Raw genomic sequence first — 18,170 nt, forward strand, 5'->3', positions numbered from 1 at the left:
AATTACACAACTAATTTAGTGAATGTTTTATAAATTGATGATCAATAGTGTATCACTTTTTATGATAAATATTCAGTTATAAGAATTTTATTTATTAGATAAATTTAAGTAAATACTGAATATTAATTATATTTAACAATATATTTCTGCTCTATTAGAGCAATATATGACTATAATAATTTATAGCTCTAAAATAAATAAAAATATTGGAGACATATGCTAGATCCCTATTTGTTACGTAATACACCAGATTTAGTAAAAAAAAAATTAGCTTACCGTGGTTTTAATTTAAATGTAGAAAAGTTACTTTCATTAGAAAAATGCCGCAAGACTTTACAAGTACAAACTGAAACTATGCAATCTAAATGTAACGTTTATTCGAAACGTATAGGTGAGGCTAAAGCGCGTGGAGAAAATATTAAGATCTTGACTGAAGAAGTAGATATTATTAAAAAAAAATTATCCTCTTCTAAATTAGATTTGAAATCTTTACAAAAAGAAATTCTGGAATTTTATTTAACTATTCCTAATTTACCAGCTGATGATGTTCCTGAAGGGAAAGATAGTAGTAAAAATAAAACCATTAGTTATTGGGGAGAATTGTATAAATTGAATTTTCCTATAAAAGATCATGTACTATTAGGAGAAAAATTAAAAGGATTAGATTTCGCTTCAGCGGTTAAACTGACAGGGTCAAGATTCGTAGTAATGCAAGGTCAAATTGCAAGGTTACATCGAGCTATAAGTCAATTTATGATTAATTTGCATAGTGAACAACATGGTTATATTGAAACATATGTACCTTATTTAGTGAACAAAAACACTCTGTATGGTACTGGTCATTTACCAAAATTTAGTCAAGATCTTTTCCATATTTCTTTTTTAGATCATGCTACAGATATGCATTATAGTCTTATTCCAACAGCAGAAGTACCTTTAACTAATTTATTCCGTAATGAAATATTAGATGAAAAAAATTTACCCATAAAATTAGTCTCTCATACACCATGTTTTCGTTCTGAAGCTGGATCTTATGGAAGTGATACTCGCGGTCTAATTCGTTTACATCAATTTGATAAAGTTGAAATGGTACAAATAGTAAGTCCGGAAAATTCAGTTCAAGCATTGGAAGAATTGGTAATTCATGCTGAAAAAGTATTGCAATTACTAAAATTACCTTATCGTAAAATTTTATTATGTGCTGGTGATATGAGTTTTGGAGCTACAAAAACTTATGATTTAGAAGTATGGTTGCCCACCAAAAATAAGTATTGTGAAATTTCTTCTTGTTCGAATATGTCAGATTTTCAATCTCGTCGTATGCACACTCGTTACCGCAGCAGTAATTTAACATCTAAAAAAACTAGTTTAGTTCATACCTTAAATGGATCAGGTTTAGCTGTAGGTCGTACATTGATGGCAATACTGGAAAACTACCAAACATCCGATGGTAGTATTAAAATACCAGAAGTATTACAAAATTACATGAATGGTTTGAAATATATCAGCTAAATAATATATTTATTTATCGCCATAAGATGGGTATGATGTAGATCATAATACAAACTATATAGGTCAATTTTTATTAAATATATCTTTATTACATTAATATATTATATCAAATATTTAACTTTATAAGTTAATAGGGTATGCTTTCATAATTATTTTTTTGGAAAATAAAAATTCTGTCAGTTCATAAAATATTTCACATAATGTAAAAAAAATTATGATAAGTTTAACTATCTTTCATCCCACAAAATAGATATGGAGTAGTAAATAGACTGGATTTTTTATGATTTAATCTATAGTAGAGATGAGGAGAAAAAATGTTAACCAGAGGTATTTCTCGACTTCGCGAAGGTATTACTTTTTTTAAGCAGTTTTCTATTCATCCCCGATCAGTTGGTAGTATTATTCCATCATCAGTAGCATTATGTAGAGCGATATTAAAAACTGTAGATTGGAATACAGCAAATCGTGTATCTGAGTTAGGAGCCGGAACAGGAGTATTAACACATCATATACTTAGTGCTTTACTGCCTAACGGTAATCTTGACATATTTGAAATTAATCAAATTTTATCTAAAAAACTAAAAAACATTAAAGATTCTCGTTTGAGGGTTTATGAATCCTCAGCAGTAGAGTTAACAGGAAATTATGATGTTATTATTTCAGGACTACCATTATTATCTTTGCCATCTAATTTGAGAGAACAAATTTTACAAAAAATTCATCTTTCTTTAATACCAGGTGGGGTATTTGTACAATACTTATTTTCTTCTCTACCGCAGCCAATGATATCCCGTTATTTTGTATGGCAACGTCGCTTAGTTTTCAGAAATTTTCCTCCAGCTTGGGTATATCGCTGTACTCATCAATACAGGTAATTATTTAGTTAGTGAATATTCTTATTAAACTAATATATATGACATATGTACATCTATCTTTGCTAAGCGTAGTTAAACGCTTAGCAAAGTTTTTCTCTAATACCAAGCAGTAATTTTTTTATTATATATGTATTACCAGCTAATATATTATTTGATATTTTATAATATGGACTACCATTAAAATCCGTAATTAACCCTCCGGATTCTTGTATTAGTAATTCACCAACTATAAAATTATAATTAATTAATCCAATACCACAATATGCATCTATTCTGTTTGCTGCAACATAAGCAAGATCTAAATCAGTTGATCCTGTTATACGAAAATCTATATTTTTAATATTATTCATAGATTTAGCTATTGCACTAATGTATTTAGCCAAATACTCTCTATATTTTAATGAGCAGTCGATCGCAAAAAGAGCACTTGATATATTCCGCAGATGATTATTACGAATGCGATAACTATTTAACTGTGTACCTTGACCACGTACTGCACTAAATAGCTCATTCCGTAGTGGATCGTAAATAACAGCTATTTCTGTACGACCTTGGGTAATAAAGGCAAGAGAAACAGAAAAATGAGGTAAACGTTTCATAAAATTACAACTGCCATCAATAGGATGAATAATCCAAATGGGATTTTTACTTTTTACCAATAAATTATTATTTTCTTTAGTTAAAATAGAGTGATTTGGATAAAATTTTTGTATTATATTTCTAATAATATCTTCTAAAGCCATGTTAATAGCAGAAAACACACTATCACCATTACGAAGATTATTTGACACTATATCTGATAGTTCATAATTTTTTAAGATTAAACTTCCAGCCTTACGTACAGCCTGAACAGCAATATTAAGCATTGGATGCATAGTATTTCTCAATAAATATTAAAATAATAAATTATTTTTTGTTATAAATATAATTTTATAGATTACTAATCTAGTATTCACAATCATTTTTTATAAAGTAAAAAAATGCTTTTTAATTATTACTATTGAAGTGATGGATTTCATTAAACGTAAATATAAACTACCATATATAAATCTATATGTTTATGAGAGTGTCATTATCTACTTATATAAAATTTATAGATTACATTTGGGTTAATTTTTATATCTATTTTAAGAGAATACACAGGATATAGTTAATGTAAAACACTATTTTACATTTAATAAAGTATGTATCACTAATAGTGAAATTATATATTTCATATAAAAAATATCTTATCAAAAGATTTTACTATTATTAAAGATGTTTTTAAATACATAAGAAATAATAATTTTATTATACAGGAGATTTATAGTCAATTATGAAATTACCTATTTATTTGGATTACGCCGCTACTACTCCTATAGATCCACGAGTAGTACATAAAATGATGCAATATTTTACTTTAGATGGTAATTTCGGTAATCCTTCCTCCCGTTCTCACAGGTTTGGTTGGCAAGCTGAAGAAGCTGTTGAAATAGCTCGTAATCAAATTGCTGATTTACTAAACGCCGATTCTCGGGAAATTATTTTTACTTCAGGAGCTACTGAGTCAAACAATTTAGCAATTAAAGGAATAGCTTATTCTAATCAAACAAAAGGTAAACATATAATTACTAGTAAAACTGAACATAAAGCGGTACTAGACACTTGTCGTCAACTAGAATTAGATGGTTTTGAGATAGATTACTTAACTCCTCAGAATAATGGTTTAGTGAATATTAAAACTTTGGAATCAACCATCCGTGATGATACAATATTAATTTCTATCATGCATGTTAATAATGAGATAGGAGTTATACAAGATTTAAATACCATTAGTAAATGTTGTTATGATAATAATATTATTTTTCATGTAGATGCTGCACAAAGTGCAGGTAAAGTTCCTATTGATCTGCAACAATTAAAAGTTGATTTGATGTCTCTATCTGCACATAAAGTTTATGGACCGAAAGGTATTGGTGCGCTTTATATAAATCGTCAATTGCTTATCAAAATTAAACCTCAGATGCATGGTGGTGGACAAGAACGTGGAATACGTTCTGGCACTTTACCGGTACATCAGATTGTGGGTATGGGGGAAGCCTATTTTATTGCTAAACTAGAAATGCACTCTGAAATGAAACGTATAATTATATTGCGAGATAAATTATGGGATGGAGTAAACCAGAGGGATGATATAAAAATCAATGGTAATTTATTACATAATGTGGGGAATATATTAAATCTTAGTTTTACTAATATACAGCATGAACAGTTGATAATACTTTTAAAAAAAGTAGCAATATCATCAGGGTCGGCATGTAATTCAGCTACATTAGAACCTTCCTATGTTTTACGTACATTAGGTGTGCCAATAGATCTAGCTCTTAACTCATTCAGATTTTCTTTAGGTCGTTTTACATCAGAAGCTGAAATTGATTATACTATTGCTTTAATCAACAATAAATTAAATGCAAAATAAACATTTTTAATATAACATATGAGGTTTGTTAAACATAAAATTGTTATTTATAAATTAAATATCCAAATATAGTATTCGTAATTTAATAAATGGAAATTCATATGACAATTGAACGTACTTGTTCAATAATAAAACCTAATATAGTTGCAAAAAACTATATTGGTGCTATATATGACCGTTGTGAAAGAGCAGGATTTATAATAATTGCTACTAAAATGCAACATTTAACTAAAAATCAAGCTAAAACTTTCTATATTAAGCATAAAGACAAACATTTTTTTCAGGATTTGATTAACTTTATGATTTCAGGTCCGATAGTAGTTTCTATATTAGAAGGTGAAAATGTCATTAAGCGCTACAGAAATTTAATGGGTGATACTAATCCAGAAAAAGCACTACCTGGCACATTAAGAGCAGATTATGCCGATAGTATTACTGAAAATGCTATTCATGGTTCTGATGCATTGGAATCAGCATATTACGAAATTTCATTTTTTTTTAAAGAAAATGAAATTTTTTATCGAACTCGTTAAAATTCACTAAGAATAGAGATATTCTCTTATCATTAGCGTAAATATGAGTAATAAAAATTTTTTTTGCTTGGAATTATAAATGGTAATCATGAGGTTAAATATATGTCTAAGCAAAAATTAATGCTATCTTATACTGGTACTACAGAACATTATTCTAAAATAAAAAAAATTAATTTACTGAGTTTCAATCGTTTGCAAATGCGTGATTTTTTTATTTCATTAGAAGAAAAAGCTTTTAATGCTGATCAAGTTATGCAATGGATTTATCATTATCATTGTGATAAGTTTGAGATAATGACTAATATTAGTCAAAGATTACAAAGTAAATTAAGTAAATTGGCAATAATTTCTGCACCAGAAGTAGTAGAAGAGAAATGCTCTGCTGACGGAACGATCAAATGGAGTATGAGAATAGATGATCAACTTATAGAAACAGTTTACATCCCAGAAAATAATCGTTCTACATTATGTATATCCTCACAAATAGGTTGTACAGTTGGATGTAAATTTTGTGCCACAGGGAAACAAGGATTTAATCGTAATTTAGAAGTTGCTGAAATAATTGGGCAAATTTGGCAGGCATCCAAAATTCTTAGAGAGACTAAATTATCGTCTCGTAAACGTTTATTTACTAATATAGTATTAATGGGTATGGGCGAACCTTTATTAAATGTAAAAAATGTAGTATCTAGTATACATATTATGTTAGATAAATTCGGGTTCGGCTTATCAAAACGTAGAGTTACTATATCTACAGCTGGAATAGTACCTGCTATATATAAGTTAGCAAGCATGATCGATGTAGGATTAGCTATATCATTACATGCTCCTAATGATTTAATAAGAGATAAAATAATGCCTATTAATAAAAAATATAATATAGCTATGCTATTAGCTGCAGTGAAGCATTATATTGAAAACGGTGTTGCTAATAGGGGTAAGATAACCATTGAATATGTAATGTTAAATCATATTAATGACAGTGTAGAACATGCTCATCAACTAGCTAGATTGTTAAAAAATATACCTAGCAAAATTAACTTGATTCCTTGGAATTATTTTAAGGGTTCATCTTATCTTCGTAGTTCTGATTCTCAAATTAACATTTTTGCGAAAATTTTAATCGAATATGGTTTTACGACCATAATCAGAAAAACCCGTGGTGATGATATTGATGCTGCATGTGGTCAACTTACGGGCAATGTTATTAGTCGTATTAATCATTAAACAAATAATTATTAATTGAAGTATTTATTTATTACATAAATATGGTTATTTCTGAAATGTAGAATACTTCTGTGGATTATTTCCCACCATGAGATTAGAGTCATATAATTTATCATTATATAGAATTAACCATTCTATTTAAATATGGTATATAATTATATAAACTATCAGACAATATTATTCAATATTTTTGAAATTCTTTATTAAGCTTTTACTGGTAGTAATTTTTCTTATGAACATGAATTATTAAAAAATATCTCTTAGTTGTAGAAAATACAAGCTTATTTATGTACGTAAGATACATAATGGCTAAGGGTGCCTATATTACTAATATAATGGATGTTAAAATATGAGTGCATATAGTTGACATTTATATTGAGCAGCAAAAGTTTTTAAACTGACTAGGTGTTACTTACTCTACTGATGTTGATTTTTATCATCGTATTTCTTTTATGGGTATTAATACAGGTTATAATACATTGGTTGAATCAACTCTGCGTCAAGTGGATCATTTAGGTATTACTAATGCTGGTTATTTGCGTTTAGTTTATTCTCAGAAAGGACAATATAAGAATTTCCTTAGGTGCTGATCCAGTAGAATAAGTCAAAGTAGGATTTGATATACTCTTTGTATCTTATCGCGGTATTGTATTAATTTTATTGTTGGTCCAAGCTGTGCAAATAAATAATTTGAGGTTATTAATACTGTTTCTATTTTAGCAAAAATATTGGAATATATTATAACACCAATAGATGTATCTATTATTGGATGTGTAGTCAATCATCCTGGTTAACCACTAAATTATACCATTAAATTATTGTTGGTCATAAACAACAAAGTTTTGACAATAAACTATAATTGATAATACTGACTGAATTAATGAATTAGAAATACGTTCAGGCATAATGTTTGAAAAATAAATATATGCCAATTTATGAAAAATAACTATCTTTTTTGTAAGATAGTTTCAATAAGTTAATTTAGTGTTAGAGAGATTGCCAATTGGGAAAAAATATTAAATCCGTGCGCGGAATGCATGATTACTTACCTGTAGATACAGTTTTTTTGCGAAAACTGGAAAAAGTTATTCAAGATGTTTTAAGTAGCTATGGTTATAAAGAAATTAGGTTACCTATTGTAGAAAAAACGATTTTATTTGAGAGAAGTATTGGAGAATTCACGGATGTAATTGAAAAAGAAATGTATACTTTTAATGACCGTCATGGTGAAAGCTTAACATTACGTCCAGAAGGAACAGCAGGGTGTATAAGAGCTCTTATTGAACATGGTTTGTTAGATCAAAAAGAACAACGTTTATGGTATATTGGTCCCATGTTTCGTTATGAAAGACCTCAAAAAGGCAGATATAGGCAGTTTTATCAAATTGGCGTAGAAGTTTTTGGATTAAATGGACCTGATATTGATGCAGAATTGATAGTAATGACCGCACGGTGGTGGAAAATGTTAGGAATAACTAAATACGTGCATCTTGAATTAAATTCTATAGGTTCTTTAGAATCTAGAACAAGATATAAAAAAGCTTTAATAAATTTTCTTGAATATCATAAATCTAATTTAGATGAAGACTGTTTATATCGTCTTTATAACAATCCATTAAGAATTCTAGATAGTAAAAATCCTAAGATACAATTATTGCTTAATAACGCACCTATTTTAAAAGATTTTTTAGATGATAAATCTACTAGGCACTTTAAAGATCTTTGTACTATTTTAGATGACTTAGGCATTACTTATACTGTTAATCAAAAATTAGTACGTGGATTAGATTATTATAATCTTACTGTATTTGAATGGATAACTTCTAATTTGGGAGCTCAAGGTACTATATGTGCTGGAGGACGCTATGATGGTTTAGTGTATCAATTAGGAGGTCAGAAAACTCCAGCTCTTGGTTTAGCAATTGGTCTGGACCGTTTATTATTATTGATGCAATATATAAAATTACAGAAACAGGCTATACAATCAATTGATATTTATATTGTCATTATTGATAATAATGTAAAGTCTGCAGCCATGCTAATTGCTGAAAAATTAAGAGATACAATTCCTCAGTTAAAATTGATTACTGATTTTAGCAATCGTAATGTAAGAAAGCAATTTTCTACTGCAGCCAAATTAGGTGCACGTATGGCATTAATAGTAGGAAGTGATGAAGTTAAGGAAGGTTTTATTACCATTAAAGATTTACATACAGGAAAGCAACAAATATGTCATCAAGATGACATGCCCTATATATTTAAAAGGTTTATGAAAATAAATTAAGTTGCAAAGGTTGATTTGATGGAACCATATAAACCCAAAACTAAGCATATGAATATAACAAATATATTATTTCCTATACATTGGAAGAACTTGTTAATTTATATGATAATAATATTAAGTACTTTAGTTATTGGTTACTTGTATTGGATCGCGCATCAAGAAAAACTACTACAAATTGATTATCTTATATATCAGGAAATTACCCATATTAATAAACTAGATAAAAGTAAATTATTACCAGAAATAGATAATTTTCTTAATAAAGATCACCATATATATGGCACTTTGTCTGCTCTTCATATAGCAAATATTTTGGTTAATGATCATAAATTAGATCAAAGTATTTTGCACTTGCAAAATGGAATGAAATATATAAAAAATCCTGATTTGCTAGCAATTATAAAAATGCGAATAGCTCGTCTCCAAATAGAACAAAATAACATAAAAGAGGCTTTAAACATTCTAAGTTCTATTAAAGGAAATACTTGGGCAGCAAGTGTTGCAAATATTAAAGGGGATGCTTTTCTTAAAAAAGGGGATAAAAACAATGCAAATAAAGAATGGTTAAAAGCGATTTCATTAAGTAAAATGAATTTATTAACTCAAATGTTAACAATAAAGATAAATAATCTTTCGATAAATTAGATGAAATCTGTTCAAAAACTACTTATAATTAGTATATTGCTTTGTCTAAGTAGTTGTAGTGTATTCCATGCGCAACAATCGATATCACGAAAAGATAATACAAATGATGAATTTTTGCTTAAACAAAATTGGAATTTTTCGTTAAGCCACCTAAAGGAAATAGAATTTTATTCTTTTTTACGTCCGGCTTGTAAAGACAATATCATATTTGCAGCTAATCGCTTTGGTATAATTAGAGCCATAAATTTAAAAAATGGTAAAAAAAAATGGAGTACAAATCTATCCAGCAAAAAAATAATTTCTTTATTTAATTATCAATTTTTTTCCAAAATAACATCATTTTTACATTGTGCAAAATTTATTCAGTTTTTGAGCGGAAGACAATCAATTTTACTTTCTGCAGGTATAGCAGTTAATGGTAATTATATATATGTTGGTACGGAAAAGAATCAATTATATGCATTAAATGCTAATGATGGATCTGTTTTATGGAAAACTACATTAATGGGTGAAGCAATGTCTTTCCCAGTCATTAGTAATGGTTTAGTATTTATTCATACGGCTAATGGAATACTACAAGCTATAAATCAAAATACTGGTAACGTACTATGGAATATTCATTTAGAAGAAGATCCAGTACTGCTTTCTATGAAAGGAGAGTGTGCCGTAGCTATTAAATCAGATAAACTTATCATTGGTAGTGATAATGGTTCTGTGAAGGCCTTCTATATTAATACTGGAAAATTACTTTGGCAATACAATATTACTATTCAGGTAAATGGAAAACCAGTTTCTCGTTTAAGAGATGTTGATAGTACACCAATTATTATTGGTAATATAGTATATTGTGTAGCATATAATGGTCATCTTACAGCTCTTAATTTAGAAACGGGGGCAGTTATATGGCAGCAAGATATTGGAAGTATACGAGATGTAGCTGTAAATAATGAATGTATTTATGTAGTTGATCAGAATGATATTATTTGGAGTATTATACAAGATAATGGCCAAATAAAGTGGTCTCAAAAATTCTTACATCATTTAACATCACCTATAATATATAAAAAATTTTTAGTAGTGGCGGATGATAGAGGTTATCTGTTTTTCCTTAATATTGCTAATGGTTCTATTATTTATCAACAACATATCAATAATTATGGTTTTATAAGTAATTTATTAGTTGCTAAAGATAATCTTATTTTACAATCCAAAGATGAAAAAATATATTCTTTTACAGCTGGTAAAAAAGCTATTAAATAATGGATGCACTGTTTCTTATTAAGAAATGATTTAAGTAATTTTAGGATAATTGATTGTAAAAATTAGGAAATATTATGTTATCAACGATTATTGCATTAGTTGGTCGTCCTAATGTGGGAAAATCTACACTTTTCAATTGTTTAACAGGTACTCGAGATGCACTTGTATTAAATTCACCTGGACTGACGAGAGATCTTAAATATGGTAAATTCACTGTAAAAGGTTTTAATTTTGTTGTTATAGATACTGGTGGTATAGAAGATACTACAGATGGTATTGAAACAGAAGTAGTAGACTTATCATTATCAGCCATTGATGAGGCTGATATTATATTTTTTATGGTAGATGCTCAAACAGGTTTAATGCCAACAGATAAATATATTGCTCATTATCTATATAAAAACAAAAAAACTACGTTTTTGATTGTTAATAAAGTTGATGAAATAGCTATTCCTATAGCTATTACTGAATTTTATGAATTAGGTTTCACTGAAATATACCCGATTACTGCTTCACATAATCGAGGTATTTTAAATATTTTAGAAAAAGCACTAATACCTTGGATCAATAACAGTCATAATAAACAAATAATTAAAAAAAATAACTTATTATTTCCACAAAATGTTTACAGCCAAAAGCAACTATCTATACAAATTGCTATAGTAGGACGTCCTAATGTAGGTAAATCAACGATTGCTAATCGTATTGCTGGTAAAAATCGTGTGATAGTATCTGAAATTCCTGGTACTACACGAGATAGCATTAGTATCCCAATAATATATGAAAAACGTGATTATATTATCATTGATACTGCTGGAGTCCGTAACCGCAATAAAAGAAATAATAAAATTGAACATTTTTCAGTAATAAAAACCATGCAATCTATAGAACAATCTAATGTAATTATATTAGTAGTTGATGCAGTAGAAGGTATAATACACCAAGATATTTGTTTACTTAATTTTATATTTAAGAGTGGTAAGCCTTTAGTTATAGTAATAAATAAATGGGATATGTTGAACAAAAAAAACAAGATATTATTTAAAGAGATACTCAATCATCGTTTATATTTTGCTAAATTTATCCAAACCCATTTTATATCTGCGTTGCATGGCATGGGTATGCAAAATTTGTTTAAATCGGTAAGAGAGGCTTATGAGAGTTCCACTAAACATATTAACACTTCTATTTTAACACGTATTATGTACATGGCCAAGGAAAATAATCCTCCTCCATTAATACATGGCAGACGTATTAAGTTAAAGTATGCTCATGCAGGTGGATATAGTCCTCCTATTGTAGTGATTCATGGAAATCAGACAAAAAATATTCCTGAATCTTATAAACGTTATTTGATAAAATATTTTCGTCTGTATTTAAATATTAAAGGTACCCCTATTCGTATTCAATTTAAAGAAGCACCAAATCCTTTTATTGAAAAGAGTAAGAATTGCAATTTCCGGAAAAAAAAACGTAGGTGTTTAACAAAATTTTAAAGAAAAATGCCCAGTTAAAAATATAAGATGTTATTATGTACCGTATTTTGATAATATAGTAGTACTAACTAAGAATATTGCATATTAAAGCAATATCTTACATACTTTCATTTATTAATATTGAGATATTAATATGTTACGAATTGCTAAAGAAGCTCTTACTTTTGACGATGTTTTACTTGTGCCTGCTTATTCTACAGTGCTACCTCATATGGTTAATACTCAAACAAATTTAACAAAAAATATTTCTTTAAATATCCCTATTATTTCAGCAGCAATGGATACTGTAACTGAAGCAAAATTAGCAATTGCTTTAGCACAACAAGGAGGGATAGGTTTTATTCACAAAAATATGTCTATAAAAAAGCAAGTAGAAGAAGTAAAGAAAGTAAAGAAATATGAAAGTGGCATTGTAACAGATCCCACGACTGTAAGTCCTTTAACTACGTTAAGAGAAGTCAAGGTGTTGACTGAACTTAACGGTTTTGCTGGTTATCCTGTAGTCAATGCAAATAATGAGTTAGTTGGTATTATTACTAAGAGAGATATAGGTTTTATTACCGATCTAAATATGTTAGTTTCTGAAGTAATGACTCCTAAAGAACTATTAGTTACAGTGAAAGAAAGTGAATCTCGTAATGTTGTCATTCAAAAAATGCATGAAAAAAGAGTTGAAAAGGCACTTATTGTAGATGATAATTTTCACCTTGTCGGCATGATTACTGTAAAAGATTTTTATAATTTAGAGAATACACCAAATGCTTGTAAAGATTCTTTTGGTAGATTACGTGTAGGAGCAGCAGTAGGCGTTAATAATAATCAAGAAAGAATTGAGGCCTTAATAGAAGCAGGAATTGATATATTACTGATCGATTCTTCTCATGGACATTCTCAAGGAGTATTAGAAAGTATTCGTAATACTCGTGCGAAATACCCAAATTTAGAAATTATAGGAGGTAATGTTGCTACTAGAAAGGGTGCATTAGCATTATTACAAGCAGGTGTAAGTGCAGTGAAGGTTGGTATTGGACCAGGTTCAATTTGTACTACTCGCATTGTTACCGGTGTAGGTGTACCCCAAATTACTGCTATTTCTGATGCGGTCGATGCTTTAGAGGGTACAGATATTCCGGTAATTGCAGATGGAGGTATTCGTTTTTCTGGAGATATAGCTAAAGCTATTGCTGCTGGTGCTTCTTGTGTGATGTTAGGCTCTATATTAGCCGGGACTGAAGAAGCTCCAGGTGATATTGAACTCTACCAGGGTCGTGCCTTTAAATCTTATCGTGGTATGGGTTCATTAAGCGCAATGAGCACTGGTTCCGCCGAACGTTACTTTCAACTAGTTGATAATACTGTAGAAAAGCTAGTACCAGAAGGAATAGAAGGTCGTGTGGTATATAAGGGATATTTAAAAGATGTGATACATCAACAAATAGGGGGATTACGGTCGTGTATGGGATTACTTGGCTGCTCGACTATTAGAGATGTGCAAACAAAAGCAGAATTCGTACTCATTAGTAGTGCAGGAATTTTAGAAAGTCATGTACACGATGTTATCATTACTAAAGAGTCACCTAATTATCGTATGGGATTACATCCTTTATAAAAATATAATATTTAATGTTTTAGAATAACTTTATGACCACTAAAAACATTTACAAACATAGTATTTTAATTTTAGATTTTGGGTCACAGTACTCGCCTTTAATTGCACGCCGAGTAAGAGAGCTAGGAATTTACTGTAAATTATATCCCTGGAATGTTTCAAAAGAAAAAATTATTTTATTTAATCCTAAAGGTATCATTTTATCAGGAAGTCCTGAAAGTGCGACTTTATTTAATGCTCCTTGTATATCTGAGTATGTGTTTGATGCTGGGGTTCCTGTATTAGGCATTTGTTACGGTATGCAAATCATGGCCATGCAATTAGGTGGAAAAGTGGAAATATCTAATAAGTGTGAATTTGGACATAAACAGGTCAAGATAGAAAAAGATATTACATTACTTCGTGATATTCAGGATAATATTAGTTTTGATGGAAAAAAATTACTAGATGTTTGGATGAGTCATACCGATAAAGTTACTTTACTTCCACCTAATTTCATAAATGTTGCAAGTACAGAAAATTGTAAATTTGCCATTATTGCTAACATATATAAAAATTTTTATGGTTTACAATTTCATCCAGAAGTTACTCATACTACTCAAGGTATTAGCATACTTAAGCGTTTTATTTTTGATATTTGTCATTGTAATTCCGAATGGATTTCTGTGAACATTATTGATCATATGGTTGAAACTATTCGACATCAAGTAGGTAACGATAAGGTTATTTTAGGCATTTCAGGTGGTGTAGATTCAGCAGTTACTGCTATCTTGTTGCATCGTGCAATTGGAGATAATTTAGTTTGCGTATTTATTGATAATGGTTTGTTGCGCTTAAATGAGGCTTGTCAGATTAAAAATATTTTTAAAAAAATTTTTGGGTTAAAGATATTACATGTACAAGCAGAAAAACGTTTTTTGAAATCATTGAGTGGTGTCGTAGATCCTGAACTCAAACGTAAAATTATTGGTCGTATTTTTATTGAAATCTTTGAAGAAGAAGCTAATAAAATCAGAGGAGTTAAATGGCTAGCTCAGGGTACTATTTGTTCTGACATGATTGAGTCATCGGTGTCGATTACTCCTATAACTAATATTATTAAATCACATCATAATGTTGGAGGTTTGCCGAAAAAACTTAAATTAATGTTAATAGAACCATTAAAAGAATTATTTAAGGATGAAGTACGTAAAATAGGTGTAGAATTGGGTTTACCGGATGATATCATCTATCGTCATCCATTTCCAGGACCAGGATTAGCTATACGTATACTTGGTAATGTAACAAAAGAATATGCTGATTTACTAAGAATTGCTGATGCTATTTTTATAGAAGAATTACTTATTGCTAATTTATATAATAAAATTAGTCAAGCTTTTGCTGTATTTATTCCGGTACGTTCAGTCGGTGTCATGGGAGATAAGCGTAAATATGAATGGATTATTGCTTTACGTGCTATAGAAACTATAGATTTTATGACAGCTAAATGGGTTAATTTACCATATGAATTTCTAAGTTACGTTTCTAACAGAATTATTAATGAAGCACAGGGAATATCTCGTGTAGTTTATGATATTAGCAGTAAACCACCAGCTACTATTGAATGGGAATAAACTAAGTATTATTATGAAATTTTTAATATAAGTAATCTTTATAAGATTTATCCTAATTGAAGGGTGCTTATGATATTTATTTAAAATAATATTAAATAGCACCAAATTTTAAATTTTATCAGTAATACACAGATAATCTAGTATTATATTATGATGATTAGATGGTTGGAAATTATTAAAAACCTGTTCTACGCGTCCATTTTCATCAATAAGGAAACTCATACGATAAACGCCCATGTAAGTTTTACCCATGAGACTTTTTTCACCCCATACTCCAAATTTTTTACATACCTCATGATTTGTATCCGATAATAAATTAAAATTTAATAGCTCTTGTTCTACAAATCTATAAAGTTTTTCCGGTTTATCTGTACTAATACCTAATATTTCTACCTTTGCTTTTTGAAATTTATCCATATTATCTCTTAAGCCACATGCTTGGAGTGTACATCCTGGAGTCATTGATTTTGGATAAAAATAAATAAGTAATCTTTGTCCTATAAAGTCTGATGAACTTACTTGTTCACCATCTTGATCAGGTAAGCTAAATTGGGGGACTAAATCACCTATTTTCAGAGTATTCATCATTAAAACCTTAAATATTATAAATAATTTATTTTGCTACTAAACTAGTAGAAATAATAAATTTATTACCGCACTTTAATCTTCTTATATTAAAGAAGATATTGGTAAAGTAAAAGATATATTATAAAAAATATATCTTTTACTGAAAATAATTACGTAATAAAACTAGAAATTAGCGATCCTAATAGGTAGGATATTAACATATTAAGTTTTTTTATTAATAATTAATGTGCTATTTTGATTAAATCATTATTTAAGATAATTACTTGAATCACACAATACATAATACTTTAATAAATATATATGATCATAGTAAATAAAAGATAAACTAAAAAATAATTAAATCACGTTAATACAATGAAGAATTGAAAGTATTTATATATTTAAGGATATAGCATGCAAATGTTTACGGGAAGTATTGTTGCCCTTGTCACTCCAATGGATGACAAAGGATGTATTGACCATACAAGTTTAAAAAGATTAGTTAATTATCATGTTGTCAGTGGCACTTCAGCAATTGTTTCTGTAGGCACTACAGGTGAATCTGCTACCTTAAGTCATAATGAACATACTGATGTCGTAATGCGAACTTTGGATATCGCTGAAGAACGCATTCCAATTATTGCAGGTACTGGAGCAAATGCAACTTCTGAAGCTATAAATTTAACTAAAAGATTTGAAAATTCCGGGGTTATTGCTTGTTTGAGCGTCACTCCATATTATAATCGACCAACTCAAGAGGGATTATACAATCATTTTAAGGCTATTGCGGAAAATACTCAATTAAACCAGATAATTTATAATGTGCCTTCACGTACTGGATGTGATATTTTGCCTGAAACTGTGGCACGTTTAGCTAATCTTAAAAATATAATTGGAATAAAAGAAGCGACAGGAAACTTATCACGAGTGAGTCAAATAAAAGAAGTTGTTCATAAAGATTTTGTTCTCATTAGTGGAGATGATGCTACTGCTTTGGATTTCATGCAATTAGGAGGACACGGTGTTATCTCTGTAACAGCCAATATTGCTGCTCGTGAGATGGTAGAAATATGCAGATTAGCTATAGCAGGTAATTTGACAGAAGCACGTTTACTTAATAGACGCCTGATGTCTTTACATCAAGCACTTTTTTGCGAACCTAATCCCATCCCCGTAAAATGGGCGGCAAGACAACTAGGATTAATTAATAATGATACTTTGCGTTTGCCAATGACACCTCTAACTGATACAATGAAACCTATTGTACAACAAGCTCTGAAAAAAGCTATAAAATAAGATTGGAAAAAATGTGATTGGAAAAATCATATCGTCTATGATTTATAAGAGGAAAATACTAACTCAACTGATCATATTTTGCAAAATATTTCTGACTATGATGCACATAGGAGATTTCTACAGCTACACCTACAGAGCAGATATTGATACTAATAGACAATACTTACTCAATCAGAAGACTGATGAATTACAAGAATTAAATATACCTAAAGATTTTAGTTTAAAAATAAAAAATAAAAAAATTCAGGTATCCAACATAGTAAAACCAGAGGAATTAGCAGACAAATTAGATATACGACCTCCAATGCAATTACTAAAACTTATTAACGGTGAATATATTGATTCTGCAGATGATACATATGAAGTGTTGATTGATGGATATTGTAATTCTTTATGGAATAACATAATTAAAGTGATGAAGTATCGAAATGTTCCAATTTATGTAGATAATATTAATCAACAATTAACAACTTCTTGGATTACTTGGAAAATTCCTGAGTATATTCCATATCATAGTAAGTATAAAATTACTTTGAAAGTGCAAAATAATAAACAAATATTGATTTTAAAATTAATCGACTTACAAAGTTACCAAAAATCGATTACATCTGCAATACAAAGACACAAATATAATGCTTTAATGATGAATGAAATAAGCAAAGGACTCAATAGAATATATTATGCACAATATATGAAATGATATAATTTCATAAATAGTATTAAATACTAATTTGTATTTTTGTAAATGTTGTACAGAAATTTATTCTTGGTTGTGTTAAATGATTGAAAATCAGA

General features: G+C 29.1%; 15 protein-coding genes and 1 pseudogene. 14 read left to right on the forward strand and 2 right to left on the reverse strand.

Going from position 1 to position 18,170, the window contains the following annotated elements; translation table 11 throughout:
- Nucleotides 1–216: 216 nt before the first annotated feature.
- Nucleotides 217–1,512: a serine--tRNA ligase gene (gene serS, locus ICMP_RS00325; protein ID WP_041068669.1), complete on the forward strand. Its 1,296-nt coding sequence runs from the start codon at nt 217–219 to the stop codon at nt 1,510–1,512.
- 314 nt (nt 1,513–1,826) lie between these two features.
- Complete coding sequence (locus tag ICMP_RS00330) at nt 1,827–2,387, forward strand: class I SAM-dependent methyltransferase (protein WP_041068672.1); 561 nt, start codon at nt 1,827–1,829, stop codon at nt 2,385–2,387.
- An 80-nt stretch (nt 2,388–2,467) separates the two neighbouring features.
- Here the strand turns inward: ICMP_RS00330 and ICMP_RS00335 are convergent, their stop codons facing one another.
- The gene (locus ICMP_RS00335; RefSeq protein ID WP_041068674.1) at nt 2,468–3,262 is read right to left on the reverse strand and encodes an inositol monophosphatase family protein; all 795 of its coding nucleotides are present in this window, start codon (nt 3,260–3,262) and stop codon (nt 2,468–2,470) included.
- Between the two features lie 440 nt (nt 3,263–3,702).
- Here ICMP_RS00335 and ICMP_RS00340 point away from each other — a divergent pair, with 440 nt between their 5' ends.
- The 10 genes and pseudogenes from ICMP_RS00340 to guaA all read left to right on the forward strand — a co-directional run bounded on the left by ICMP_RS00340 (nt 3,703) and on the right by guaA (nt 15,512).
- A complete protein-coding gene (locus ICMP_RS00340; protein ID WP_052456793.1) occupies nt 3,703–4,845 on the forward strand; it encodes an IscS subfamily cysteine desulfurase in 1,143 nt (380 codons plus the stop codon).
- Nucleotides 4,846–4,946: 101 nt separating this feature from the next.
- Nucleotides 4,947–5,378 carry a nucleoside-diphosphate kinase gene (ndk, locus tag ICMP_RS00345; RefSeq protein ID WP_041068676.1) on the forward strand — a complete coding sequence of 144 codons (432 nt, stop codon included), beginning with the start codon at nt 4,947–4,949 and terminating at the stop codon, nt 5,376–5,378.
- Nucleotides 5,379–5,480: 102 nt separating this feature from the next.
- Complete coding sequence (gene rlmN / locus ICMP_RS00350) at nt 5,481–6,605, forward strand: 23S rRNA (adenine(2503)-C(2))-methyltransferase RlmN (protein ID WP_052456794.1); 1,125 nt, start codon at nt 5,481–5,483, stop codon at nt 6,603–6,605.
- A gap of 561 nt (nt 6,606–7,166) precedes the next feature.
- Nucleotides 7,167–7,396: pseudogene (locus ICMP_RS03450) on the forward strand (flavodoxin-dependent (E)-4-hydroxy-3-methylbut-2-enyl-diphosphate synthase); the annotation flags it as partial.
- Nucleotides 7,397–7,608: 212 nt separating this feature from the next.
- On the forward strand, nt 7,609–8,889 hold the full coding sequence (gene hisS, locus ICMP_RS00355) for a histidine--tRNA ligase (protein WP_052456795.1): 1,281 nt from the start codon (nt 7,609–7,611) through the stop codon (nt 8,887–8,889).
- 48 nt (nt 8,890–8,937) lie between these two features.
- Nucleotides 8,938–9,534, forward strand: coding sequence for a YfgM family protein (locus ICMP_RS00360; RefSeq protein ID WP_269446737.1), 597 nt, complete (start codon nt 8,938–8,940; stop codon nt 9,532–9,534).
- Nucleotides 9,535–10,794 (forward strand): outer membrane protein assembly factor BamB, encoded by a 1,260-nt coding sequence (gene bamB, locus ICMP_RS00365; protein ID WP_041068680.1) that lies wholly within the window; start codon nt 9,535–9,537, stop codon nt 10,792–10,794.
- Nucleotides 10,795–10,868: 74 nt separating this feature from the next.
- Entirely contained in the window at nt 10,869–12,290 is a 1,422-nt protein-coding gene (gene der, locus ICMP_RS00370) for a ribosome biogenesis GTPase Der (protein ID WP_041068681.1), read from the forward strand.
- A gap of 133 nt (nt 12,291–12,423) precedes the next feature.
- A complete protein-coding gene (gene guaB / locus ICMP_RS00375; RefSeq protein ID WP_041068684.1) occupies nt 12,424–13,899 on the forward strand; it encodes an IMP dehydrogenase in 1,476 nt (491 codons plus the stop codon).
- A 32-nt stretch (nt 13,900–13,931) separates the two neighbouring features.
- Nucleotides 13,932–15,512, forward strand: a complete 1,581-nt coding sequence (gene guaA, locus ICMP_RS00380; RefSeq protein ID WP_041068687.1) for a glutamine-hydrolyzing GMP synthase — start codon at nt 13,932–13,934, stop codon at nt 15,510–15,512.
- Nucleotides 15,513–15,620: 108 nt separating this feature from the next.
- Here the strand turns inward: guaA and bcp are convergent, their stop codons facing one another.
- Nucleotides 15,621–16,097: a thioredoxin-dependent thiol peroxidase gene (gene bcp / locus ICMP_RS00385; protein WP_041068690.1), complete on the reverse strand. Its 477-nt coding sequence runs from the start codon at nt 16,095–16,097 to the stop codon at nt 15,621–15,623.
- Nucleotides 16,098–16,499: 402 nt separating this feature from the next.
- On the opposite strand from bcp, the gene dapA reads away from it, so the two are divergent.
- Both dapA and bamC read left to right on the forward strand, forming a co-directional pair.
- On the forward strand, nt 16,500–17,375 hold the full coding sequence (gene dapA / locus ICMP_RS00390) for a 4-hydroxy-tetrahydrodipicolinate synthase (protein ID WP_041069997.1): 876 nt from the start codon (nt 16,500–16,502) through the stop codon (nt 17,373–17,375).
- Nucleotides 17,376–17,472: 97 nt separating this feature from the next.
- The gene (gene bamC / locus ICMP_RS00395; RefSeq protein WP_158386949.1) at nt 17,473–18,075 is read left to right on the forward strand and encodes an outer membrane protein assembly factor BamC; all 603 of its coding nucleotides are present in this window, start codon (nt 17,473–17,475) and stop codon (nt 18,073–18,075) included.
- Nucleotides 18,076–18,170 lie beyond the last annotated feature (95 nt).

It is taken from the genome of Candidatus Ishikawaella capsulata Mpkobe, assembly GCF_000828515.1.
Classification (GTDB): Bacteria; Pseudomonadota; Gammaproteobacteria; order Enterobacterales; family Enterobacteriaceae; genus Ishikawella; species Ishikawella capsulata.